Origin of the sequence: Caballeronia sp. LZ028, assembly GCF_031451415.1 — a bacterium.
Lineage (GTDB): Bacteria > Pseudomonadota > Gammaproteobacteria > Burkholderiales > Burkholderiaceae > Caballeronia > Caballeronia zhejiangensis.
Map to the genome: position 1 here is coordinate 831,197 of NZ_JARUXN010000004.1, position 22,763 is coordinate 853,959.

Annotated in this window: 20 protein-coding genes; 7 read left to right on the plus strand and 13 right to left on the minus strand. The window is 62.1% G+C overall.

The genetic code is table 11. From position 1 onward, the window contains the following. Positions 1–223: 223 nt before the first annotated feature. Positions 224–934: a FadR/GntR family transcriptional regulator gene (locus QCE58_RS26605; RefSeq protein WP_008353287.1), complete on the plus strand. Its 711-nt coding sequence runs from the start codon at positions 224–226 to the stop codon at positions 932–934. A gap of 176 nt (positions 935–1,110) precedes the next feature. After that, the gene (locus QCE58_RS26610; RefSeq protein WP_250521695.1) at positions 1,111–1,584 is read left to right on the plus strand and encodes a bacterioferritin; all 474 of its coding nucleotides are present in this window, start codon (positions 1,111–1,113) and stop codon (positions 1,582–1,584) included. 66 nt (positions 1,585–1,650) lie between these two features. On the opposite strand, the gene QCE58_RS26615 is transcribed toward QCE58_RS26610, so the two are convergent. After that, on the minus strand, positions 1,651–2,307 hold the full coding sequence (locus QCE58_RS26615; protein ID WP_008353285.1) for a peroxiredoxin: 657 nt from the start codon (positions 2,305–2,307) through the stop codon (positions 1,651–1,653). A 432-nt stretch (positions 2,308–2,739) separates the two neighbouring features. Here QCE58_RS26615 and QCE58_RS26620 point away from each other — a divergent pair, with 432 nt between their 5' ends. Further along, positions 2,740–4,248 carry an amino acid permease gene (locus QCE58_RS26620; RefSeq protein WP_175979570.1) on the plus strand — a complete coding sequence of 503 codons (1,509 nt, stop codon included), beginning with the start codon at positions 2,740–2,742 and terminating at the stop codon, positions 4,246–4,248. Positions 4,249–4,282: 34 nt separating this feature from the next. Here the strand turns inward: QCE58_RS26620 and QCE58_RS26625 are convergent, their stop codons facing one another. The 9 genes from QCE58_RS26625 to QCE58_RS26665 form a co-directional block, all read right to left on the minus strand. After that, a complete protein-coding gene (locus tag QCE58_RS26625) occupies positions 4,283–6,283 on the minus strand; it encodes an acyl CoA:acetate/3-ketoacid CoA transferase (RefSeq protein ID WP_250456793.1) in 2,001 nt (666 codons plus the stop codon). A 96-nt stretch (positions 6,284–6,379) separates the two neighbouring features. Beyond that, positions 6,380–8,305, minus strand: a complete 1,926-nt coding sequence (locus tag QCE58_RS26630; RefSeq protein WP_008353280.1) for a potassium transporter Kup — start codon at positions 8,303–8,305, stop codon at positions 6,380–6,382. Positions 8,306–8,427: 122 nt separating this feature from the next. After that, entirely contained in the window at positions 8,428–9,264 is an 837-nt protein-coding gene (locus QCE58_RS26635) for a shikimate dehydrogenase (protein ID WP_008353278.1), read from the minus strand. Between the two features lie 82 nt (positions 9,265–9,346). Beyond that, positions 9,347–10,081, minus strand: a complete 735-nt coding sequence (locus QCE58_RS26640) for an ABC transporter ATP-binding protein (RefSeq protein ID WP_175979375.1) — start codon at positions 10,079–10,081, stop codon at positions 9,347–9,349. A gap of 662 nt (positions 10,082–10,743) precedes the next feature. Continuing rightward, positions 10,744–12,687, minus strand: a complete 1,944-nt coding sequence (locus QCE58_RS26645) for an ABC transporter permease subunit (RefSeq protein WP_008353274.1) — start codon at positions 12,685–12,687, stop codon at positions 10,744–10,746. 10 nt (positions 12,688–12,697) lie between these two features. Beyond that, complete coding sequence (locus QCE58_RS26650; RefSeq protein WP_008353273.1) at positions 12,698–13,570, minus strand: branched-chain amino acid ABC transporter permease; 873 nt, start codon at positions 13,568–13,570, stop codon at positions 12,698–12,700. Between the two features lie 764 nt (positions 13,571–14,334). After that, positions 14,335–15,546 (minus strand): ABC transporter substrate-binding protein, encoded by a 1,212-nt coding sequence (locus tag QCE58_RS26655; protein ID WP_008353271.1) that lies wholly within the window; start codon positions 15,544–15,546, stop codon positions 14,335–14,337. 395 nt (positions 15,547–15,941) lie between these two features. Further along, complete coding sequence (locus QCE58_RS26660) at positions 15,942–16,661, minus strand: anti-sigma factor (RefSeq protein WP_250521697.1); 720 nt, start codon at positions 16,659–16,661, stop codon at positions 15,942–15,944. Then, positions 16,651–17,322, minus strand: a complete 672-nt coding sequence (locus QCE58_RS26665) for an RNA polymerase sigma factor (RefSeq protein WP_008353267.1) — start codon at positions 17,320–17,322, stop codon at positions 16,651–16,653. The genes QCE58_RS26660 and QCE58_RS26665 overlap by 11 nt, the downstream gene beginning before the upstream one ends. Positions 17,323–17,627: 305 nt before the next feature. On the opposite strand from QCE58_RS26665, the gene QCE58_RS26670 reads away from it, so the two are divergent. Then, positions 17,628–18,617 carry a metallophosphoesterase gene (locus tag QCE58_RS26670; RefSeq protein WP_175979380.1) on the plus strand — a complete coding sequence of 330 codons (990 nt, stop codon included), beginning with the start codon at positions 17,628–17,630 and terminating at the stop codon, positions 18,615–18,617. Next, positions 18,614–19,027: a cupredoxin family copper-binding protein gene (locus QCE58_RS26675; RefSeq protein WP_008353264.1), complete on the plus strand. Its 414-nt coding sequence runs from the start codon at positions 18,614–18,616 to the stop codon at positions 19,025–19,027. Before QCE58_RS26670 ends, QCE58_RS26675 begins: the two co-directional genes overlap by 4 nt. 6 nt (positions 19,028–19,033) lie before the next feature. Here the strand turns inward: QCE58_RS26675 and QCE58_RS26680 are convergent, their stop codons facing one another. The 3 genes from QCE58_RS26680 to QCE58_RS26690 all read right to left on the minus strand — a co-directional run bounded on the left by QCE58_RS26680 (position 19,034) and on the right by QCE58_RS26690 (position 21,098). Continuing rightward, positions 19,034–20,128, minus strand: coding sequence for a 4-hydroxyphenylpyruvate dioxygenase family protein (locus tag QCE58_RS26680; RefSeq protein WP_250456796.1), 1,095 nt, complete (start codon positions 20,126–20,128; stop codon positions 19,034–19,036). A gap of 180 nt (positions 20,129–20,308) precedes the next feature. After that, the gene (locus tag QCE58_RS26685; protein WP_033537064.1) at positions 20,309–20,557 is read right to left on the minus strand and encodes a hypothetical protein; all 249 of its coding nucleotides are present in this window, start codon (positions 20,555–20,557) and stop codon (positions 20,309–20,311) included. 37 nt (positions 20,558–20,594) lie between these two features. Beyond that, positions 20,595–21,098: a lecithin retinol acyltransferase family protein gene (locus tag QCE58_RS26690; protein WP_250440632.1), complete on the minus strand. Its 504-nt coding sequence runs from the start codon at positions 21,096–21,098 to the stop codon at positions 20,595–20,597. Positions 21,099–21,543: 445 nt separating this feature from the next. Here QCE58_RS26690 and QCE58_RS26695 point away from each other — a divergent pair, with 445 nt between their 5' ends. Continuing rightward, the gene (locus QCE58_RS26695) at positions 21,544–21,882 is read left to right on the plus strand and encodes a hypothetical protein (RefSeq protein ID WP_250521698.1); all 339 of its coding nucleotides are present in this window, start codon (positions 21,544–21,546) and stop codon (positions 21,880–21,882) included. A gap of 106 nt (positions 21,883–21,988) precedes the next feature. Continuing rightward, positions 21,989–22,759, plus strand: coding sequence for a protein phosphatase 2C domain-containing protein (locus QCE58_RS26700; RefSeq protein WP_250435870.1), 771 nt, complete (start codon positions 21,989–21,991; stop codon positions 22,757–22,759). Positions 22,760–22,763 lie beyond the last annotated feature (4 nt).

The following is a 22,763-nucleotide window of genomic DNA, read 5'->3' on the forward strand; positions in this document are numbered from 1 at the left end:
TGCTGTCCAAACAATGCCGACCGCTGCGGGGTGTGCGGCCAAGGCCGCATCGAGTAGTCAAATCCGGGGGACCAAATACACGGCGTGCCGGGCAAGCGCATCGCGCGAGCGGTCGACCGTGCGGCGCACCGAGGCGCCGTGAACTTAGACAAGCGCTGGCCTTGCCGCTCGGCGACGAGCAGCTCGAAGCCGCAGGCGCGGGCGTTATCACGAGAACAAAAACATGAATCATGGATATGAAGCATCGCTCGTCAAGCGCGTGGTTAATCAACTCGTCGCGGGCATCGTGAGCGGCGAATACCAGGACAACGTGCTTCCGCCACAAGTCATTCTTTCGAAGAAGCACGGTGTGAGCCGGACCATCATGCGAGAGGCGTTGAGCATTCTCATCTCGCGCCGCATGCTCGACGTGCGGCCCAAGACGGGGACGCGCATCAAGCCTGCCCGCGAATGGCTCATCATGGACCCGGAAGTCGCCGAGTGGCGGATGCGTGCGCTGCACGATCCCGACTGCATCCGCAGGCTGATGGAATTTCGTGCGCTCGTCGATCCGCCTGCCGCCGCGCTCGCCGCGACGCGTGCGAACCGGCATCAGCGCATCGCCATCAACGCGGCCTATCAGCGGCTCCTGCATGCGAGCCCGTCCGAACCCTTGCAGTCCGCCGCCGAAGAGGCGCTGCAGGCCGCCATCGTCGATGCAAGCGGCGATGAAGTGCTACGGCAGATGGGCAGCGTCGTGCGCGTCGGCATCCGCACCATGAAGGCGGCGCTGCGCAATCAGCCCCATGCGCTGCCGCGCGTGCCCGATTCGCAGCTCGGCGATTACGGCAGGCTCGTGCGCGCGATCGAAACCGCCGACGGCGACGGCGCGCGAGCGGCCATGTCGCAAGTGCTGTCGCGCACTGCCTCGCTCTGGATCGAAGAAATCGCCTGAAGCCGCTGAATCACCATTCGGATGCAGCGGCGGGCAGGCCGCCCGCATCGCCTCCATGGCCCGCCGGGAGCGCATCTTGCGCGCCCGGACGCCGCACTTTCGCCTCGCATGCGCCGCGCGCGTGACTACAATGAGTCATGCCTGTGCATGCGCGGCGTTGAAAAACGGAGGCAAGAATGGCAGAGCTCGAAAAGGAAAGGGTCGTCGGCGTCCTGAACAAGATTCTCGAATCCGAACTGGCGGGTGTCGTGCGTTACACGCACTATTCGTTTCTCGTCTTCGGCTTCGGACGCATTCCCATCGTCTCGTGGCTGCGCGCACAGGCCGATGAATCCCTGCTGCACGCGCATCAGGCCGGCGAATGGATCACGACGCTCGGCGCGTATCCGTCGCTTGAAATAGGCCCGCTGCTCGACAATCACACGTTCGACATCGCGACGATCCTGCGCGAATCGCTGCAATCGGAAAACGTCGCGCTCGGTCATTATCGCGAGTTGCTCTCGCTCGTCGAAGACCGTTCCGTCGCGCTGGAGGAATACGCGCGGCAGATGATCCAGGTCGAGGAACTGCACGCGGGCGAAGTGGACAAGATGCTGCGCAAGCCCGGCGAAGTCGAAACGTCGCCCGAGCGACGCACGGGGCATAACTGAGCGAAATGAAAAGCGCCGGTCCGCATTTCGCGGGCCGGCGCCTGAGACGCCCGGAAGCGCCGTGGCTTACTTCGGCTGCGCGACCGTGCGCAGATAGGGCTTCAGCGTCTTGAAGCCTTCGGGATACTTCTTCTTCGCGTCTTCATCCGAGACGGACGTCGGAATGATGACGTCATCGCCCGGCTTCCAGTTCACCGGCGTCGCGACCGTGTGCTTCGCGTTCAGTTGCAGCGCGTCGAGCAGGCGCAGCACTTCGTCGAAGTTGCGGCCCGCGCTCATCGGATACGTGAACGTGGCCTTCACCTTCTTGTCCGGACCGACGATGAACACCGCGCGGATCGTCGCGTTGTCGTTCGCCGTGCGCGGATTCGCGCCGCTCGCGTTCGGATGGATCATGTCGTAGAGCTTCGCGACGTTGAGATCCGCGTCGCCGATCATCGGATAGTTGACCGCCGTGCCCTGCGTTTCCTCGATGTCCTTCGCCCACTGCGAGTGATTCGTCACCGGGTCGATCGAGAGGCCGATCACCTTCGTATTGCGCTTGTCGAACTCGGGCTTGAGCTTGGCCATATAACCGAGCTCGGTCGTGCAAACCGGCGTGAAGTCCTTCGGATGCGAGAACAGGATTGCCCATTTGTCGCCGATCCACTCGTGAAAGCGAATCGTGCCTTCGGTCGTCTCTGCCGTGAAATCGGGGGCTTCATCACCAATGCGTATAGCCATATCAAATCTCCACGTGAGGAAAAGGCCGGTGAACGTTCCATATGCATAAGAACGGTTTCCGGGTTAAGGATTGCAATCGTGAATGTGATTATAGTGCGCGATGCATCGGCAATTGATGACCGCTGGCGTCGTGTGGTCATGCGTCGCGCCGCACGAGCCACGGCGGATATAGTCAGCGGCACGTTTCCTGCTCCGTACCCGCGACGCCGTGAATAAGCATATTTCGTAAATGTCCGTTGCTCGCGTTTCGCACGGCGCCGCGCTCGAATTCGCCGGCGAAATCTGCTATCACGAGACACATACGTCAGACCGAACGTGCAAGTGCAAGGCCGCAGGCACCTGGATCATCGCGCAGTCGAACGGGCGACAGAATTCGCCGCGCCACCCGGCGTGGCCGCGCTGCCGCCGCATAAGGAGGCGATCGTGACCGTCATGCAAAGAAAGTCCGTTGCTGCGTTGCAAAGCGAAGCGGCCGAAAGCGAGGAAGTGCTTCAGGAACACGGCGGCCACGCGCTGAAGCGTTCGCTCACCGCGCTCGATGTCGTGTTGCTCGGCATCGGCTGCATCATCGGCGCGGGGATTTTCGTGCTGACGGGCCACGCGGCCGCCACCAACGCCGGCCCCGCGATCATCATCTCTTTCGTGCTCGGCGCAATCGTTTGTGCGCTCGCTGGCCTGTGTTATGCAGAGATGGCTTCCACCGTGCCCGTATCGGGGAGCGCGTACACCTACGCTTATGCGACGATGGGCGAACTGATTGCGTGGCTCATCGGCTGGGATCTGATACTCGAATACGCGGTCGGCGCAACGACCGTCGCGATCGGATGGTCGGGTTATGTCGTGAGCTTTCTGCATTCGATCGGCATCGACATACCCGAACAGCTTGCGAAAGCGCCTTTCGCTTACGATCCCGGTCACGGCTGGAGTCATGTCGGCGCGATCCTCAACGTGCCCGCGATGGTGATCGTCGGGCTCATCACGATTCTTCTGGTTATCGGCATACGCGAGTCGGCGCGTGTGAACAGCTTCATCGTCGTCATCAAGGTGCTGATCGTGCTCGCGTTCATCGCGGCGGGCATCGCCTATGTCGATACGAACCACTGGGTCACTCCGCAAAATCCGACCGGCGCGTTCATACCGCCGAATACCGGCGAGTCGGGCGTGTTCGGCATGAGCGGCGTCTTGCGTGGCGCGGCCGTCGTGTTCTTTGCCTATATCGGTTTCGATTCGGTATCGTGCGTCGCGCAGGAGACGCGCAATCCGCGACGCGACATGCCGATCGGCCTTCTCGGTTCGCTCACGATCTGCACCATTCTCTACGTGCTCGTTTCGTACGTACTCACCGGCATCGTGTCTTACGACAAGCTGAACGTGTCGGACCCGATCGCAGTCGGCGTCGATGCGATCGGCATGCGCTGGCTTTCGCCCATCGTGAAACTGGGCGCGATTTTCGGTCTGACGTCGGTGATTCTCGTGCTGTTGCTGTCGCAGCCGCGCATCTTCTATTCGATGGCGAAGGACGGACTCTTGCCACCGTTCGCATCGAAGATTCACCCGCGCTTTCACACGCCCTATATCACGACCATCATCACCGGCATCATCGTGATGATTCTTGCGGGACTGTTGCCCATCGGTCTCGTCGGTGAACTCGTGAGCATCGGCACGCTGTTCGCGTTCATGGTGGTGTGCATCGGCGTGCTCGTGTTGCGCATCACGCAGCCGAATCTCGAACGCGCATTCAAGACGCCCGCGGTGTATGTGGTCGCGCCGCTCGGCGCGTTGTCATCGCTCTTTCTGATGTCCGGCCTGCCCGCCGATACGTGGATACGGCTCATCGTCTGGATGGCGATCGGCGTCGTCATTTACTTCGGCTACGGCATACGTCATAGCAGGCTGCGCAATCAGCGAGAAGCCGCGCCGCGTCGCCCCGCTCGCGGATGACATTCGAAGGGCCGCTCGAATCGCGGCCCTTGCTTCATTCCGACGCGCGTTTCGATTCGTGTTCGCGCGCTTCTTCAGGGCTTTCGTAGATATACGGCGCGACGCCGCGACGTTTCAGTGCGTCGCCGAGTTTCAGCCTTAGAAAGCTGCTCGTCGTATAGCGCGTCACGCGGTCATAGTGTCCATCGACGAGCTCCGTGACCATTTCCGAATACGCGTCGAGCATGTCGGGGCGAATCGAAAAGTTATCGTAGTTCACGATCGCGTGCGGCTTCGTCGTCACGCCCGCTAACTGCTTTTCGACTTCGCGGCGAATCGCTTCGACATCGCTCAGGCTCTTCACTTCATGGCCTTCGAAGTTGATGAAGAAGAGATTCTTCTCCGCGTCGTAGCTGAAGCGTTCGGAGAGATCGAGCCTCAGCAGGATATTGCGCAAGCCCATTGGCGCATCGCGGAAGATGCGTTCGTCCATCAGACGCGGCGGCGTGTCCATGATCGGCGCGAAACCCATTTGCGCGACGATGTCTCGCTCGATATCGACGCCCGGTGCGACCTCGGTCAGCGCAAGTCCCTTGTCCGTGAGTTCGAACACGCAGCGCTCGGTGATATAGATCACGGTCTGCCCGCGCTCCGCCGCATAACGCCCGCTGAACGTGCGATGCTCGACGGCATCGACGAACTTGCGGCATTCGCCTTCGCGGCGAATCTCGAGCTTGCCTTCGTTGATCGCGACATCGAGCTTGCCCGCATTGAAAGTGCCGACGAACACGACCTTCTTGGCCGCCTGGCTGATATTGATGAAGCCGCCCGCGCCCGCGAGCTTCGGCCCGAACTTGCTCACGTTGAGATTGCCTTCGCCGTCCGCTTGCGCAAGGCCTAGGAACGCGATGTCGAGGCCGCCGCCATCGTAGAAGTCGAACTGATACGGCTGATCGATGATCGCCTGCGTATTCGTCGCCGCGCCGAAATTGAGGCCGCCCGCGGGAATGCCGCCGATCACGCCCGGCTCCGTCGTCATCGTGAAGAGATCGATCACCTGCTCTTCGTTCGCGACGCTCGCGATGCCCTCCGGCATGCCGATGCCGAGATTCACGACGCTATTGGCCATCAATTCGAACGCCGCTCGCCGCGCGATGATCTTGCGTTCCGTAAGCGACATCGGCGGCACCGAACTCGCGGCCACGCGCAATTCGCTCGAAAACGCCGCGCTGTATTGCTCGCCGAAGGTCTGCCAGTGATTGTCGGGCTTTGCCAGTACGACGCAGTCGACCATCACGCCGGGTATCTTCACTTGGCGCGAGTTGAGCGTGTTCGATTCCGCAAGCCGCTCGACTTGCGCGATCACGATGCCGCCCGAATTGCGCGCGGCCATCGCGATGGACAACGCTTCGAGCGTCAGCGCTTCCTTTTCCATCGTGACATTGCCGTTGAGATCGGCGGTCGTTCCGCGCACGATGGCGACGTCGATCGGAAAGGTCTTGTAGTAGAGATAATCCGTGCCGTCGATCTCCATGAGCCGCACGAGATCTTCCGTCGTGCGCGCATTGAGCTTGCCGCCGCCGTTGCGGGGATCGACGAAGGTGCCGAGCCCGACCGTCGAAAGTTGCCCTGGCCGATGCGCGGCGATATCGCGAAAGAGCTGCGAGATCACGCCTTGCGGCAGGTTATACGCTTCGATGCGATTCTCTATCGCCATCTTCTGAAGGCCCGGCACGAGTCCCCAGTGCCCGCCGATCACGCGCTTGACGAGCCCTTCGCGCGCCAGATGATTGAGGCCTTTGCTGCGGCCATCGCCCTGACCCGCCGCATACACGAGCGTGAGGTCCGCGATGGGATCGTCGCCTTCGACGAAGCGTTCTTCGAGCGCGATCGCCACTTCTTCCGCGAAGCCGATGCCGACGAAACCGCTCGTCGCGATCGTGTCGCCCGAGCGTATCAGCCGCACGGCCTCGCGCGCGGACGAGATCTTGCCGCGTTCGACGAGGCGCGCTGTCGATGGAAACGGATGGCGGGTCGGCGTGTTGCTGGCGGTCATGGCGTCTCCTGTCTGCCGCATTTCTTATCGTGAGTTTCGCTTGAATACGCGCCGCCTGCTTGCGTCGAACGCACGCAAATCAGCTGATTTGCGCCGTCATATCTCGACGCGCGCGCCGAGTTCGATCACGCGATCGGCCGGTAATCGCAAATAGGCCGCGACGTTGCCGACATTGTGCAACATGATCGCGAACAGCCGTTCGCGCCATAAGGCCATGCCGGCGCCGGGCGTCGGCACGACGGTCGCGCGCGACATGAAGTACGAGATCGTCGCGCGATCGAATTTCAGCCCGGCCCCGCGGCACTTTTCCAGCGCGGCGGGAAGATCGACTTCGTCCTTGAAACCGTAGTTCACCGTCACCTGGAAGCAGCCGTTGCCGAGCGTTTCGATCGACACGCGGCGCGCTTCGTCGACCCATGGCACAGGCTCGGTCGCGACCGTCAAAAAGACCGTGTGTTCATGCAGCACGCGGTTATGCATGAGGTTGTTCAGCAGCGAATGCGGCACGCCGCTCGGATCGTTCGACATGAAGATCGCCGTGCCTTCCACGCGCGCCGGCGAACGTTCGAGCAGGTTGGCGAGAAACGGCTTGAGCGGCATCGTGCCCGCACGCGCGCGCGCTTCCTGAATCATCATCTGCGCACCGCGTCCCCACGTCGCCATGATCGTGAACATCACGAGACCGATCGCCACCGGGAACCAGCCGCCGTCCGCAATCTTCAGGCAATTCGCCGAAAAGAACATCGCGTCGATCACGAAGAAGAATGCGGTGGCGAAGATACATAGTGCCCAGTTGTATCGCCACGCATAGCGGATCACGAAGAACGTCAGCAACGTGGTGATGAGCATCGTGCCCGTGACCGCGATGCCGTATGCGGAGCCGAGCGCCGTCGACGAGCCGAAGCCGAGCACGGCCGCGACCACTGCGAGCAGGAGCGTCCAGTTGATGCCCGGCACATAGATCTGCCCGATCTCCCGCGCCGATGTGTACACGACGCTCATGCGCGGCAGAAAGCCGAGCTGCATCGCCTGCTTGGTCATCGAATAGGTGCCCGAGATCACGGCCTGCGATGCGATCACGGTCGCGATGGTGGAGAGCACGACCATCGGATACAGCATCCACGATGGAAAGAGCCGGTAGAACGGATTCTGCAACGCGGCGGGATCGGCGATAAGAAGCGCGCCCTGACCGAGATAGTTGAGCGCGAGCGCGGGGAAGACGATCGCGAACCATGTCAGGCGGATCGGCCGCGAACCGAAGTGGCCCATGTCGGCATAAAGCGCTTCGGCGCCCGTGAGCGAAAGCACGACCGCGCCCAGCGCAACGAATGCGAGCCACCGATGCCGCATGCAGAACTCGAGTCCTTCGAGCGGATTGAGCGCCGCGAGGATATGCGGCGAATCCTTGATGTTCATGAGCCCCGACACGGCCAGCACGATGAACCACAGCACCATCACCGGCCCGAAGACGGCGCCGATGCCCGACGTACCGTGCTTTTGCATCACGAACAGCGCGACCAGCGCGACGAGCGTGAGGGGCACGACATAAGGCTGAAGGCCGGGCGCCGCCACTTCGAGGCCTTCCACTGCGCTCAGCACGGAAATGGCGGGCGTGATGACGCCATCGCCGTAAAAGAGCGCCGCGCCCATCACGCCGACGAGCAGCAGCACATGCTTCAGCCGCTTCTTCGATTCCACCGACGATGCCGCGAGCGCGAGCAGCGCCATGATGCCGCCTTCGCCGTGATTGTTGGCGCGCAGGATCAGCGTCACGTACTTGAGCGACACGATGATGGTGAGCGACCAGAAGATCAGCGACACGATGCCGATCACGTTCGCCGGCTGCAAAGGCAGGCCGCCCGCGGGATCGAACACGGTCTTGAGCGTATAGAGCGGACTCGTGCCGATATCACCGTAGACTACGCCGAGCGCCGCGAGCGAGAGCCCCATCAATGCCGGATGGCCGTGCGGCTTCGGCGCGTGATTGTCATCGGCCGGCAAGCCGGGTGCAGTCGATCCCATGATTCCTCCCTGCTTTTCCGAGCCGCGCATACGGGCGGCCTATTTGTCAGAGGATGAGCGTCTGCCTTGCTGTGTCGATAAAAGTATAGGAACGAAGCGCGGTTATGTCCGCGCAGGCTTCGTTACGCGTATTTGATCTGAGCGACCGCGCGCAGCTCGTCGGCAGTGGCGGTGCCGTAGCCGAAGAACTCCAGATACGCCGGAATCATCTCGAACAGCATGTCCGTGCCGACCTGCACGGCGCAGCCCTTGTCTTTCGCGGCGCGCAGGAGCGGCGTGTATTCCGACTTCATCACCACTTCGCCGACGAACGTGCCTGGCGCGATGCGGTCGATATCGAACGGCAGCGGGTCCGTGTCCTTCATGCCGAGCGGTGTCGCGTTGACGATGACGTCGAAGCCGTCGGGATCTTTCGTATCGGTTCTGACGATCAGGTTCGGATAGTGCTCGCGCAAGCGCGAGGCGAGCCCTTCGACGGACGCCGTGTTGGTGTCGAAGATAGCGAGTTCCGCGACGCCCGCCGCCGCGAGCGATGCCGCGATCGGCGAGCCGACGCCGCCGCTGCCGAGCACGAGCACGCGTGTGCCCGCGAGTTTGCGGCCCTTGCGCTCGACGCCGCGCACGAATCCCGCGCCGTCGAACTGATCGCCGACGAGCCTGCCGTCTTCGCGCTTCAGGATTGCGTTGCAGGCTCCGGCGATGCGCGCGGTGGGACTCACTTCATCCATCAGGCCGACGGTCGTGATCTTGTGCGGCATGGTGACGAGCGCGCCGCGGATGTTCGTCAGCTTGAACAGATGCGGCAGGAACGCGACGTAATCGTCGGGTTTGACGCCCATCGGCACGACGACCGCATCGATGCCCTGTTTGTCGAACCAGGGGTTGTAGATCATCGGCGCCTTGAACGCTTCGGTCGGGTAGCCGAGGTGAGCAATCAGAGTGGTCTTGCCGCTGATCATGGCAGCTCCTTTCACGATGTCGGACGCGCGCGGTCGCGCTCCGATCATGATAGAGCGGATTGCGTCTGCCGCAGTGCGGCAATCAGTGACTCGCGCCGAGGTAGGCCGCCTTCACCGACGGATCATTGCGCAACTGCTCTGCCGGGCCGTGCGTCGCGACGCGCCCGTTTTCGAGCACGTAGCCGTAATCCGCGACATTGAGCGCTGCGGCTGCGAACTGTTCGACTAGCAGCATCGTGACGCCGTCCGCTTTGAGGCGCTCGATGATGCGAAAGACTTCGTCGACGAGAATGGGCGCGAGACCCATCGACGGCTCGTCGAGCAGGACGAGGTCCGGATTGAGCATGATGGCGCGCGCCATGGCGAGCATCTGCTGTTCGCCGCCCGATAGCGTGCCGGCGAGTTGATTGCGGCGTTCTTTCAGACGCGGAAAGAGTTCGATCGCGCGTTCGAGATCGGCGCTGACATCGCCCTTCGGGCGCGACCATGTGAGACGCGGGAAAGCGCCGAGCAGCAGGTTATCGGTGACGGACATGGTCGCGAATACGCGGCGTCCTTCCGGTGAATGCGCGAGTCCGAGGCGCGCGATCTTGTGCGAATCGAGCGAATCGATGCGCTTGGAGTTGCTGCCGACGCCCATTGTGATTTCGCCCTCGGTCGGCTTGATCATGCCGGAGATGGCGCGCATCGTCGTGGTCTTGCCGGCGCCGTTCGAGCCGATCAGCGTGACGACTTTTGCCTTCGGCACGGTTAGTGAGATGCCGTGGAGGACTTTGACTTTGCCGTAGCCGGCGTGGAGGTTTGTTATCGTCAGCATTTTTCTTTTTCGGCTTTTGGGGGAATCCTGTGATCGTGTCGGTCTATTAGCACTGCCCCTGTGCGGGGCGGCACTCACTTTCTTTGCTGCTGCAAAGAAAGTAAGCAAAGAAAGCAGCTTCCGATACGCCCGCGGTCACACGCAATTTGGGTAGTCCTCTCGTCCTTCGTGGGCTGCCTAACGAGTGCCCTCATAGGCCCAACCGGGCTTGGCTCGCGCACGGTCCGCCTCGTCGCACCACACAACAAACTGGTTCAGCACCAAACAGCTCCAGCCCGCTTCGCGGCCGACCGGTCAATCGGGTCCGCGCGTGCTTCTCTACTAACGTCTCCATCTCACTGCAATCGCCGCCCTTTGGTTTCCCTTGCGGACCCGGCGGCAGCGCGTAGCGCTGTGCCGAAGCTCTTTCGTGCTGAACCAGTGTCCTCAGCGTTTTCGGGCGGCGGACCGTGCGCGAGCCAAGCCCGATTGGTCCTTCGAGGGCACTCTTTAGGCGAGTGCCATCGAGGACGAGAGAACTACCCAAATTGCGTGTGACCGCGGGCTTGAAAAGCTGCTTTCTTTGCCTACTTTCTTTGCAGCAGCAAAGAAAGTAGGTGCCGCCCCGCACAGGGGCAACGCTAATAGACCACTAAAAAAACGGGATCCGGCGAAAACAAAACCTAAGCCACCTGCGCCGCCTGTCCCCCCAAATAAGCCTCGATAACCTTCTCATTAGCCTGAATCTCGGAAGGCTTCCCTTCGGCGATTTTCTGCCCGAAGTCCAGCACGGAAACCGTATCGCAAACGCTCATCACCACATCCATATGATGCTCGATCAACACAAGCGTGATGCCATGATTGCGCACCTTGCGAATGATCGCGACGAGTTCGCGAATATCCGGCGCGGTCAATCCGGCCGCGGGTTCATCGAGCAGAAGCAATTGCGGATCGAGCGCCAACGCACGCGCGATTTCAAGCAGACGCTGCTTGCCGTAGGGCAGATTGCGCGCTTCCTCTCCGGCGACATGCTCCAGGCCCACAAAACGAAGCATGTTGAACGCACGCTCACGCGCCGCGCGCTCTTCGCGCCGATATCGCGGACTCATCACGCCGACATCCGCGATGTTCGATCTGAACGTGTGATGCAAGCCGACGAGCACATTCTCCAAAGCCGTCATCTCGCCGAAGAGCTGCACGTTCTGAAACGTCCGAGCGATGCCCGACAGCGCAATCTTCGACGACGTACGCCCCGCGAGCGATTGCCCCTCGTATTCGATCGCGCCAGCAGTCGGGACATAGATGCCCGTCAGCACGTTCATCATCGTGCTCTTGCCGGAACCGTTGGGACCGATGAGGCCGTGGATCGTGCCGCGCTTCACAGTGAGATTCACATCGTTCAACGCCTTCAGGCCGCTGAACTGCATCAGCACGCCGCGCACGTCGAGGATCGTATCCGCGCCTTCCGTATCGACCGCCGCGACGGCATCGTCCTGGCGCGTATGGCTCGCGAGCTCATCGGTATCGACCTTCGTCACGCGCACGCGGCCAAGGTTCAGCGTCTTGCGCACGAAGCCGACGATGCCATCCTGCAGGTAATAAACGACGAGCAGGATCATCAGACCGAAGATGGTCAGACGCCAGTCGGTGAGCGCCTCGATCCAGAACGAAAACACCGCGAGTCCCGCCGTGCCGACGATCGGCACCGCAACGCGCTGCGGCGTCGTGGTCTTCTTCGCGAGCGCAAGCGCGGCGCCCGCGACGACGACGACCGCCAGCGCCGTCGCGACGACGCGGAAGTTGGAGATATCGTCGAGCAGCTTGGGTAACATGACGATCACCGTCGAACCGATGATCGCGCCCGTGCGCGTCTTGCGTCCGCCCATGATGATGGCGAGCAGGAAGAGGATGGTCAGTTCGAAGTTATAGGTGTTAGGCGAAATGTATTGCTCGGAATACGAGTACAGGCAGCCCGCGAGGCCCGCGAATCCCGCACTGATTACGAATGCAATTACCTTGTAGCGATACACCGACACGCCCATGCAGTCCGATGCGATCGGGCTGTCTCGCAGCGCTTCGAATGCGCGCCCGAGATGCGACTTCAGCACGCGATGCACGACGATCAGCGACACGACGAGCAGCGCCGCGACGAGCCAGTAGTACTGCACCTCATCGAGCCTGTGTCCCGCGAACATCGGCTTCGGGATCTTGAGACCCATCGGTCCGTTGGTGAGGAAATCCATCTCGTTGATGAGAATCTGGATGATCGTGCCGAACGCGAGCGTCACCATCGCGAGATACGGACCGGACACGCGCAGCGCGGGCAACGCAAGGATCGCGCCGAAGCCGGCTGTGATCAGAATCGAAAGCGGCGCGGTCAGATAGAACGGCATGCCGAGCTTGATGAACAGCACGCCCGCCGTGTATGCGCCCACGCCGAACAATCCCGCGTGACCGAGCGACACTTGCCCCGTGTAACCCACGACGATATCGAGCCCGAACAGCAGGATCGCGTAGATCATGATGGTTTCGACGAGGTGGATGTAGTACGGATTGCCCGACGCCACCGGGAAAATTGCGAGTGCGGCGAGTCCGACGAGCGCCGCGATCCAGTTCTTTGCTTTCATCGTCGCCGCCTCAGACTTTCTTGATCGCCGTCTTGCCGAAGAGACCTGCGGGCTTGACCGCGAGCACGATCAAGAGCAGCACGAGTCCCGGCACGTCCTTGTAGCCGGTGGAGATATAGAAGCCGGTCGTCGTCTCCGCGATGCCCAGGATCATCCCGCCGACGATGATGCCCATGCCGCTCGACAAGCCACCGATGATCGCCACGGCAAACGCCTTGAGGCCGAGCACCGCGCCCATCGTCGCGCCGGTCAATGTCAGCGGCGCGATCAAAACCCCTGCAAATGCAGCGGTCAACGAGGAAAGCGCATATGAAAACGTGATGACGAGGCCGGTGTTGATGCCCATGAGCGACGCTGCATCGCGATCGTTCGCGGTCGCGACGACGGCCTTGCCGAAGATCGTCTTGCGGTTGAAGAACTCGACCGCGAGCATCATCACGAGCGCGCCGCCGACGACGAGCAGTTCCATCGGCAGCACGTTTGCGCCGAAGACCTTCAGTGGCGCTTCGGGCAGGGGCGAAGGAAAGCGCAGATCGTCGCGGCCCCAGACGTTTTCCGCGACGTTCTTGAAGATGATGCCGAGCGCGATCGTCGACATGATCCAGCCGAACTCGGACTTGATCTTGATGGCGGGCCGCACGCCGATGCGTTCGACGAACGCGCCCTGCGTGAGGCCGAAGAGACACACGAGCGGAATCATCAGCCAGTAGTTGACGCCAGCGGATACGAGCGTGAGGCCGACGAGCGCGCCGAGCATCAGGGCATCGCCCTGGCCGAAGTTCAGCGTGCCGGATGTGGCGAAGGTGAGTTGATAGCCGAACGCGATCACGGCGTAGATCATGCCGAGTGCTATGCCGCTATAGACGAGTTGAAGGAGGATCATGGTCGGTGTTTTTCTTGTGCAGGTCTGCGCTTCTTGAGATTCCTGATTTCGCTTCGGTCTATAGCTTTTGCGTGATGCTGTTTTGCTGGATCGCGTTTTCGTGTCGGCTCGGTGTCGTCGCCGGATCCCGCTCTCGCGTCGGTCTATTAGCACTGCCCCTGTGCGGGGCGGCACTCACTTTCTTTGCTGCTGCAAAGAAAGTAAGCAAAGAAAGCAGCTACTGATACGCCCGCGGTCACACGCAATTTGGGTAGTCCTCTCGTCCTTCGTGGGCTGCCTAAAGAGTGCCCTCAAACACCTAATCGGGCTTGGCTCGCGCACGGTCCGTCTCATCGCACCACACGCCAAACGGGTTCAGCACCAAATAGCTCCGGCCCGCTTCGCGGCCGACCGGTCAATCGGGTCCGCGCGTGCTTCTCTACTAACGTCTCCATCTCACTGCAATCGCCGCCCTTTGGTTTCCCTTGCATACCCAACGGCAGCGCGTAGCGCTGTGCCGAAGCTCTTTCGTGCTGAACCAGCGGCCATCTGAAACTAGCTCGTCAGACCGTGCGCGATCCAAGCCCGATTGGTCCTTTGAGGGCGACACTTAGGCGAGTGCCATCGAGGACGAGAGAACTACCCAAAATTGCGTGTGACCGCGGGCTTGAAAAGCTGCTTTCTTTGCCTACTTTCTTTGCAGCAGCAAAGAAAGTAGGTGCCGCCCCGCACAGGGGCAACGCTAATAGACCGACACGAATACGGGATCCGGCGATATAAAAAAATCAATTCGAAGCAGTAGTGGTCTGCTTGGACCGCAGAGTCCCGCCGCCTTTCTTATCGGCGTCATACGCATAGATCACCCGCCCGCCCTTCACCTCCCCGATAACCGGCACATTCGGCGTAATAGCCTCGTGATCGCCCTTCGTAAAGGGCTTGTCGTACACCATCACGACACCTTCCACCTTAGTGTTCAAATTCTCGAGCGCTTCCTTGACCTTCGGCCCATCCGTCGTCCCCGCCTGCTTGATCGCCGCAGCAAGCAAATACACCGAGTCATAACCTTGCGCAGCAGAAACCGGCGAATCGATCCGCTCGTTCTTCGGCTTGAATTCCTTCAGATAAGCCTCGATGAAGGCCTTGCGCTTCGGCGTGTTCGCTTCCTGAATGAAAGTCTGCGGCATGCGCGCACCTTCGCCGTTAGTGCCGGCATTGTCGATGTAATTGGCCATCGAAAGCGTCCAGCTACCGATCAAAGGCACCTTCCATCCAAGCTTGGCCATGCCGTTCGCGATCTGCGCAAGCTCGGGCCCGATGCCGTAAGTCAGCACCGCTTCCGCACCCGCCTCCTTCGCCTTCAGCAACTGGGCCGTCATGTCGACGTCCTTGATGTTGAACTTCTCCACGGCGACGGGCTTCACGCCTTTCGCGGCAAGCGCCTTTTCCAGATCCTCGCGGCCGAGCTGGCCGTAGTTGGTCGAATCGGCGAGAATCGCGACCTTCTTGAAGCCACGCTTCGTCACCGCTTCCTCGACGATCATCGGTGCCTGAATGCGATCGGCGGCAGCGTTGCGGAACACGTAGTTATCGGGCTGATCGTCGAATTGCTTCGTCACCACCGTGCCGGTCGCGACATTGTTGAACACCGGAATCTTCGCTTCCTGAAAGAAGCGCTGCGATGCGAGCGCTACGCCCGTGTTGATATAGCCGACAACCGCGACAACCTTCTCCTTGTTGATGAGCTCCTGCGCGATCTGCACGCCGCGCTCGTTCTTCGCTTCGTCATCGCGCTCGACCAGCACGATCTGACGCCCAAGCACGCCGCCAGATTTGTTGATCTCGGCGGTGGCAAGACGCACGCCATCGCGCATGCTGACACCCATGGAAGACGAACCGCCCGTGAACGGACCATCGACGCCGATCTTGATCGGGTCGGCCGCGTGCGCCAACGAGAAAACGCCGAACGCGAGCGTGCTCGCAATGAGCTTCATCTTCATGTGTGTCTCCGTCGCCTGATTCGTTATTTGAAAGTCCCATGCAACGCGGCGAATTTCGCAATGCCTTTTAAACGCATTCCGCGTTATCGATTACATCGACTGTGAGCGAGTTTAGAAAAATGTAAGGATATGACCATATTCGGACATACCCGAAGAGCACGAGCGTTAGGCCACACCCAATGCATCGCAACTGTGCAAAGCCCGGCATAACCCGGAAAAGATGCGAATTTAGACAGCATCCCAAAGCGTTTTCAAAGCTTTCGAAACGGAGAAAACAGCGGGTATACGCGTAACGCCAAAGAAAAAAACGCGCGGCATCCCGGAGGATGACCGCGCGTAACCTTGCGCACTCTTCAGGCTATCGCAGCGATGACAGCGTTTGCGCGATGCACTTGTTATCGCGGCGCACCGGTTTCGATCGCGTGCGCGAACTGACGCAGCACCGCGCCCGATGCATCGGTGACGGCCCAGAACGTCATGCCATCGTGATTCCAGCGCGCGAGCGCGTAACCATCGTCGGATTGCGTGACGACCGGCTCCGTCTTCGCTTCGCCCTTGCGCTCGGGAAATACGTACACGTCGATCGGATGCTTCAGGTAGCGATACACGACGACCGCCACCGGCCGATGATCGATGTAATCCAGCCGTCCGCCGACGAGCGCGAAGCCCGGACCCGCCGGATCGATCACCGGCGGCGCATAGTCGATCCGGCCGTTGAACCACGGCTTAACCGTGTGCTTGTCGCTGGACAACACGTCGATCGGACGATCCGACATCAGCGCGCGCACATGGCTCGACACGATCTCCTGCGCGATGGGCGAGCCCGTCGATACGGACGAGACGAGCGGCAGCGCCTGGAACCACAGCATCGTGCCGAGCACGAGCGCCGAGAGCGTCGCGCCCGCGAATGCGCCGCCGAAGAACGGCCACGGCGCGGCAAACGGATTGCGCGAGCCGCGTTTCGCCGGACGCGCCGGCTCGCGCCTGCGCGCCTCTTCCTCGGCCTGAGCCCGCACGCGCGCCAGCACTTGCGTGCGCAGATGCACCGGCGCGCGCTGATACAGCGAACCATCGGTAAGCCTCGCATCGAGCGAGGCAATTTCGTTATTTTCCATTTCCCGACTCCTCTGCGTGACCCGGTCCCGCGCGGCGCACGAGGCGCACGCTCGGCTTGTCCTGCCCGCCCTGGGCCGCGCGCACCGCCCCCGCCAGCATCTTGCGGCCGCGCGCGAGCCGTGACATCACCGTGCCGATCGGCACGCCGGTCACGGATGCAACTTCCTTGTAGCTCATGTCTTCGAGTTCGCGTAACACCAGCACCTCGCGAAAGGCGATCGGCAGCGCCTCCAGCGCGCGATGCACCAGATGAATTTCGTCGCGGCGCACGGCGAGCGTTTCGGGATCGGCCGCGCCTTCCTCCGACCATCCCGGCAAGGCTTCGTCGCCGCCCAGTTCCTCGTCGTAGGGCGTCGCGTCGGCGAGTTGCACGCGCCGCCGCCATTCCGTGAACCACGTATTGCGCACGATCGCGAGCAGCCACGCACGCGCGTTCGCCTCCTCGCCGCCTTCGAATCCGCCGAAGAAACGGAACGCGCGCAGATAGGCTTCCTGCACGACATCGTCGGCATCGTTCGCGCTTCCCGATAGCCAGCGCGCGAGGTTGTACGCGGCGTCCAGATGCGGCATCACCGTCGCTTCGAAGCGCGCGTGGACCGCCTCGGCGTCCGCCTGGCCGCGGCGCCCGGACCTGTCTTCTTTCGACCTGCCTGGCCACATCGCGCGGGTCTCCTTTCCACAATCACGTTCGGAAAACTTCGTTCGGGCGCGGCGGCATCGCTTTTCCGCGCCTTCCCATCCGTTACTCCTCACGCGGGCGCTTTATTCCCGTTTGCAACGGCGACTCAAAAAAATATAGCGGGAATATCCCGCCGCATTCGCTGGTTCGATGGACGGATGCCAACGCGATCCTGCCCGCCGCAACGGGCATCGCCGGCTTCGCGCCCATGCACCGAGCCGCCGTGGGCCCGACTTCACCGATTCGAACGACAAGAACCGCGGCCGTCATCATCAAAGGAACCATCATGAAACCCGACCCGAACGCACTGCCGCCCGCGCAGCAACGCGACGAACTCGACGAGCACGGCAAGCGCCGCCGCACCGCACTTTCGTGCATGGCCTGGGCGGGCGCCGGCGTCATCTGGACGGTGAGCGGCGGCGTGCCCGTTTCGCGCCTGATCTCTTCGGCGGAAGCGGCCGAGCAGACCGGCTCGTTTAGCTTCGTGCAGATCAGCGACAGTCACATCGGCTTCAACAAGGATCCGAACACGGAGCCGACGAGCACGCTCGAAGAAGCCATCAACCGCGTGAGCGCGATGGAAAAACGCCCCGCGTTCATGATCCACACGGGCGACATCACGCATCTGTCGAAGCCCGCGCAATTCGACACGGCGACGCAGATCATCGGCAAGTCGGGCATGGACGTGCATTACGTTCCCGGCGAGCACGACGTGCTGGTCGAAGAAGGCAACGCGTTTTTCGACCGCTTTTCCGGGCAATACGGCAAAGGCAGCACGCGTCACTGGTACAGCTTCGATCAGGGCGGCGTGCATTTCATCGGCTTGACCAACGTGATCGACCTGAAGGGCGGCGGCCTCGGCTTTCTCGGCGATGCGCAGCTCGCGTGGCTCAAGGCGGATCTGCAGGGCAAATCGAGCAGCACGCCGATCGTCGTGTTCGCGCACATTCCGCTGTGGGCGTTGTATCCGCAATGGGGATGGGGCACCGACGACAGCGCGCAGGCGCTCGCGCTCTTGAAACGCTTCGGCTCGGTAACGGTGCTGAACGGCCACGTCCATCAGGTGGCGCAGAAAGTGGAGGGAGAGATGCGCTTTTATTCGGCGATGTCGACGGCGTTTCCGCAGCCCGCGCCGGGCGCACCGTCCGGTCCGGGGCCGATGAAAGTGCCATCCGAACAATTGCGCACGATGCTCGGCCTGCGCGAAGTCACGCATATCGCGGGACGCGGGCAACTTGCCGTCACCGATACGTCGCTCGCGGGGGTGCAGTCATGATCGCATCGACGATTGCGCACTACGTTTCGCCCGACAATCTCCGCCCGCTCGCCGGCAAGCTGCTGCGCCAGGCCGCGCTTGCGCTGGTCGTGAAAGGCGTCATCGGCGTGGCGATTCCGTCGGCGTGCGCGGCAGAACCCGCGCAACAGGTCGCGCTGGCGAACGCGCCGACCGTTTCCATCGACAACTTCGCGTTCAATCAGGCGACGATTACCGTGCCCGTCGGTACGAAGGTGACGTGGGTGAATCACGACGACATGCTGCATACCGTCGCCGACGAGGGAAAGAGCTTCAAGTCCGATCCGCTCGACAGCGGCGACAGCTTCTCGCATGTGTTCGACAAACCGGGCACGTACAAGTACTTCTGTTCGCTGCATCCGCACATGACGGGGACGGTCGTCGTGCAATGAGTCGCGTCAGCCGCGCGCCTTCGCGATCGCGGCGAGATTGCCCTCGCCGAATCCGTGATGCCCGCGCCGCTCGACGATCTCGAAGAACATGTCGCCGGGCTTGCGCTCGACGAACGTCTGCAGAAAAAGCTGCGGCGTGCCGTCTCCGAGAATCTCGCCGTCGACGAGAATGCCGCGCGTGCGCAGCTTTCCGATGTCGAGACCGTGGCCCGGCAGACGCTCGTCGATCTCGTCGTAATAGCGCGGCGGCGGCTGCAGGAAGCGCACGCCGCGCGCCATCAATGCATCGACGGAAGCGAAAATATCCGCCGATGCCAGCGCGATATGCTGCACGCCCTCGCCTTCGTGATCGGGCAGATATTGCTGCATCAGATCCGTGCGATAGGTGCCTTCCTCGTACACCGGAATGCGGATCGAGCCGCACGGCGAAAGCGTGACGGCGGAATCCTGCGAGACGTGCCAGTCCGGATGCACCTGATGAATCTCCGAGAAGTGCAGCACTTCTCGATAGAAATCGAGCCATTCCTGAATGCGGCCTGCGCCGACCGTCTGCGTGAAGTGGTCGACTTCGAGCAGGCCCGTGCCGTTGAGATCCGCGCGTGCTCCCGGAATCGGACGAAAGTCGATGTCGTAGATCGATGTCTCGCCGCTGTTCTTGCCTGGCCAGTGATCGACGAAATAGATATGCGAATCGCCGATGCCTTGAATCGCCGGAATCGCAAGCTCGTTCGGGCCGATTTTTTCGCCCTCGAAATCCCACGCGCCGTATTCGAGCGCGCGCTCGTGGGCGACCTGCGCATCGAGCACGCGAATGCCGATCGCCGCGATGCCGACGCCATGCGACTCGGCAAAGCGCGACGCGAACGAATCCGGCTCCGCGTTCAACAGAAAATTCATGCTGCGCTGGCGAAAGAGCGTCACCGCCTTGCTGATGTGCTGCGCGACGGGCACGAAGCCGAGCGTCTCGAACAGTCGGGCGAGCCCTTCAGGATCGGGGCTGGAAAACTCGACGAACTCCAGCCCCGCGATGCCGAGCGGATTGTCGCCGAGGTTCGAATCGGGCGTCGCGCGGGCGGAGGAAGAGGAGTCGGGCTGGGTCATCGGCAATACCTCGAAAATGTACGATCTGGTTCACGGACGCAAAACTACCACGACCTGCTGCTTCCGTGCGACCGGCGGCTTCATCCAAATGGCCGCGACGATGCGCCTAGAGTAGCGGCAGCGGGATTGCCGTGTCAAAGCCGGGGCCGCCCGACGCGTCCCGGCCGATCGTACGCGCCTTCAGGCGGCGAGGCGCGCCGCGCTCATCGACGGACGCTTCGCTTGCGGCGGAAACACGTTCCAGGTGCCGTCGTCATGGCGGAAGAAGATGATCGCGAGCGGGCCGCCCGGATGCTGCGCCTCGATGCAGACGTAGCGCGCGCCGGTGACATGCGAACGGCACAGACGCACGACGCGTGCCGGATGCGCGGCAGTCGGGGCGAGCCATTTGTCGACGGCCCAGTGCAGCGAGTTTTCGGTGGTTTGCATGATGGTCTCCTCGGAATCGATCGGCAAAACGTGAGGTTCAGGCTGCGAGCGCCACATTCATGCGGCGGCGGCGTTCGGCGGCGACATAGGCGCGGAAGAGTCCCGCCACGGCTCTGACGGCCGCGTGGGGATCGATGAAGCACGCTTGCACCTGACGGCTGCGGGCGCGGCCGTCGAGGCACCACGTAACGAAGTGCTCGCAGTTGTTGGTGAGCAGGTGATAGTTGTCTTCGCCGAGGCGGCTGCGGGCGCGGCGCACCGCTTCCATGCCGACGAACTTCGCGGCCGGGTTCTGGCGGATCGTGACTTCATGACCGGCGGCGAACTGCTCGACCGGGACTTCCTCGACCGGGCCGCGATGCAGCGACTTCGCGAAACCGGCATAGTGGATGACCATGCCGTTGCCGGCGTAGATGCCGTGATGTTCATAGCCGGAACGGCGCGTGACGAGTTCGGTGCCGAGCGCGGGTTCGTCGTCGAGCGAGAAGCCGTTCGCGGCGGCTTGCTGTTCGATCAGTCCGATTTGCTGGATGGTTGACATGGCTGGCTCCGATTTTTCTTTGCCTGGCGCCAGGTGTTTGTTCGGCGCCGGGTTGCCTAGCCTTTCGCATCTTCCTTGCCAGTTCCGATAAGCCATTGATTACGCGTGGTTATTGCGGAATCGGGAGCGTGTTTCGACGGCGTTGTGTTTTTCATCGGCCAACAGTTTTCTTGCGCGTTTGTTGGACCTGCTGCACCAGAATTCGCGTCGTGCGGGCCGATCGGACGCGCGCCGCGTGTGTTGGTTATGCGGCGCGACGCCAACATCGCTTGTTGGCGACGATCCAACGGATGCGATTCGGCACCCTGCCATTTCGTTTGCGCCGATGCCGCCAGAACGCCGCCCCATCGGCGATTCGGACGCAATCTCCGCCATTTGGCGTGCGTCGGCATGGGCCTTGCATTGATCCGTGCGTCCTGCTCACAGGCCATCCCGGAGAAACGACATGTGCGCCTTGACCGTCAGCGATCTCGAATACGACCGCGTGCTGGATCGCGCGGCGATGTCGGCCATCAGCGGCGGAGGCGGTGCGCCGTGGGTGTTCGGCTGGATCACGCCTTTCGTGGAGCGTTCATCGGGCGGCGGGGCCGCAGCCGGCGCGATTACCCTGGTCGATGTGACCAACAACATCTACGCGGTCACGAACAACATCACCAATAACGTGACGAACATCACGGTCGGCCAGATGGTCAATCAGTTTCAGAACGTCGCGGTCAGCAATACGGGCAACGGCGCGACCCTTACCGTCAGCCCGAATTCGGTCGCGGGGAATCGCGCGGGCTAAAGCGGTGCAGATCAAGATTCGCTTCGGACGCGCGTTGGTACACAATGAGCGGGATCGTCCGCAAGGCCCGCCCGACGCCGCGTCACCCACCATTCCGGAGGTTGCCGTGACCTTCACCACCGAGTTTCGATGGACATCCGCCGCCCGCACCGACACCGGCTGCGTCCGGCAGATCAACGAAGACGCGCTGCTCGATGCGCCCGAGCGCGGACTGTGGGCCGTCGCCGATGGCATGGGCGGCCACGCGGTCGGCGATCTGGCGAGCCGGATGGTGATCGAGAGCCTCGCGAAGGTATCGCCGGCGAACGATCTTGCGGGCACCATCGCCGATGCCCGCGCGCGTCTTCTCGACGTGAACGACAAGCTGCGTGCGGAAGCGGCGCGGCGCCAGGTGTCGCGCATCGGCAGCACGGTCGTCGTGCTCGCTGCGCGCGATGGCGCGTGCGGTTATGTATGGGCCGGCGACAGCCGCATCTATCTGCTGCGCCAGGGACGGCTCGTGCAGCTCACGCGCGATCACAGCCACGTCGAGGAACTGAAGGCGCGCGGGCAACTCACGGCGGAAGAAGCGCTGCATCATCCGGCGCAGCATCTGATCACGCGCGCGGTCGGCGCGCTCGATGTGCTCGAACTCGACGAGAACACGCTCGCCCTGAACGACGGCGATACGTTCCTGCTATGCAGCGACGGTTTATCGAACGAAGTCAGCGAAGCCGAAATGATGAGCGAGCTCGCGCCGGGCAATTGCGATGTCGCCGCGCAAAGGCTGCTGGAAATCGCGCTCGCGCGGGGCGGGCGCGACAATATTTCAGTGGTCGTCGCGCATGCGGTCGATTTGATGGCGACGGATAAGACGCAGGTGAATCCGTCGATTTAAAGGC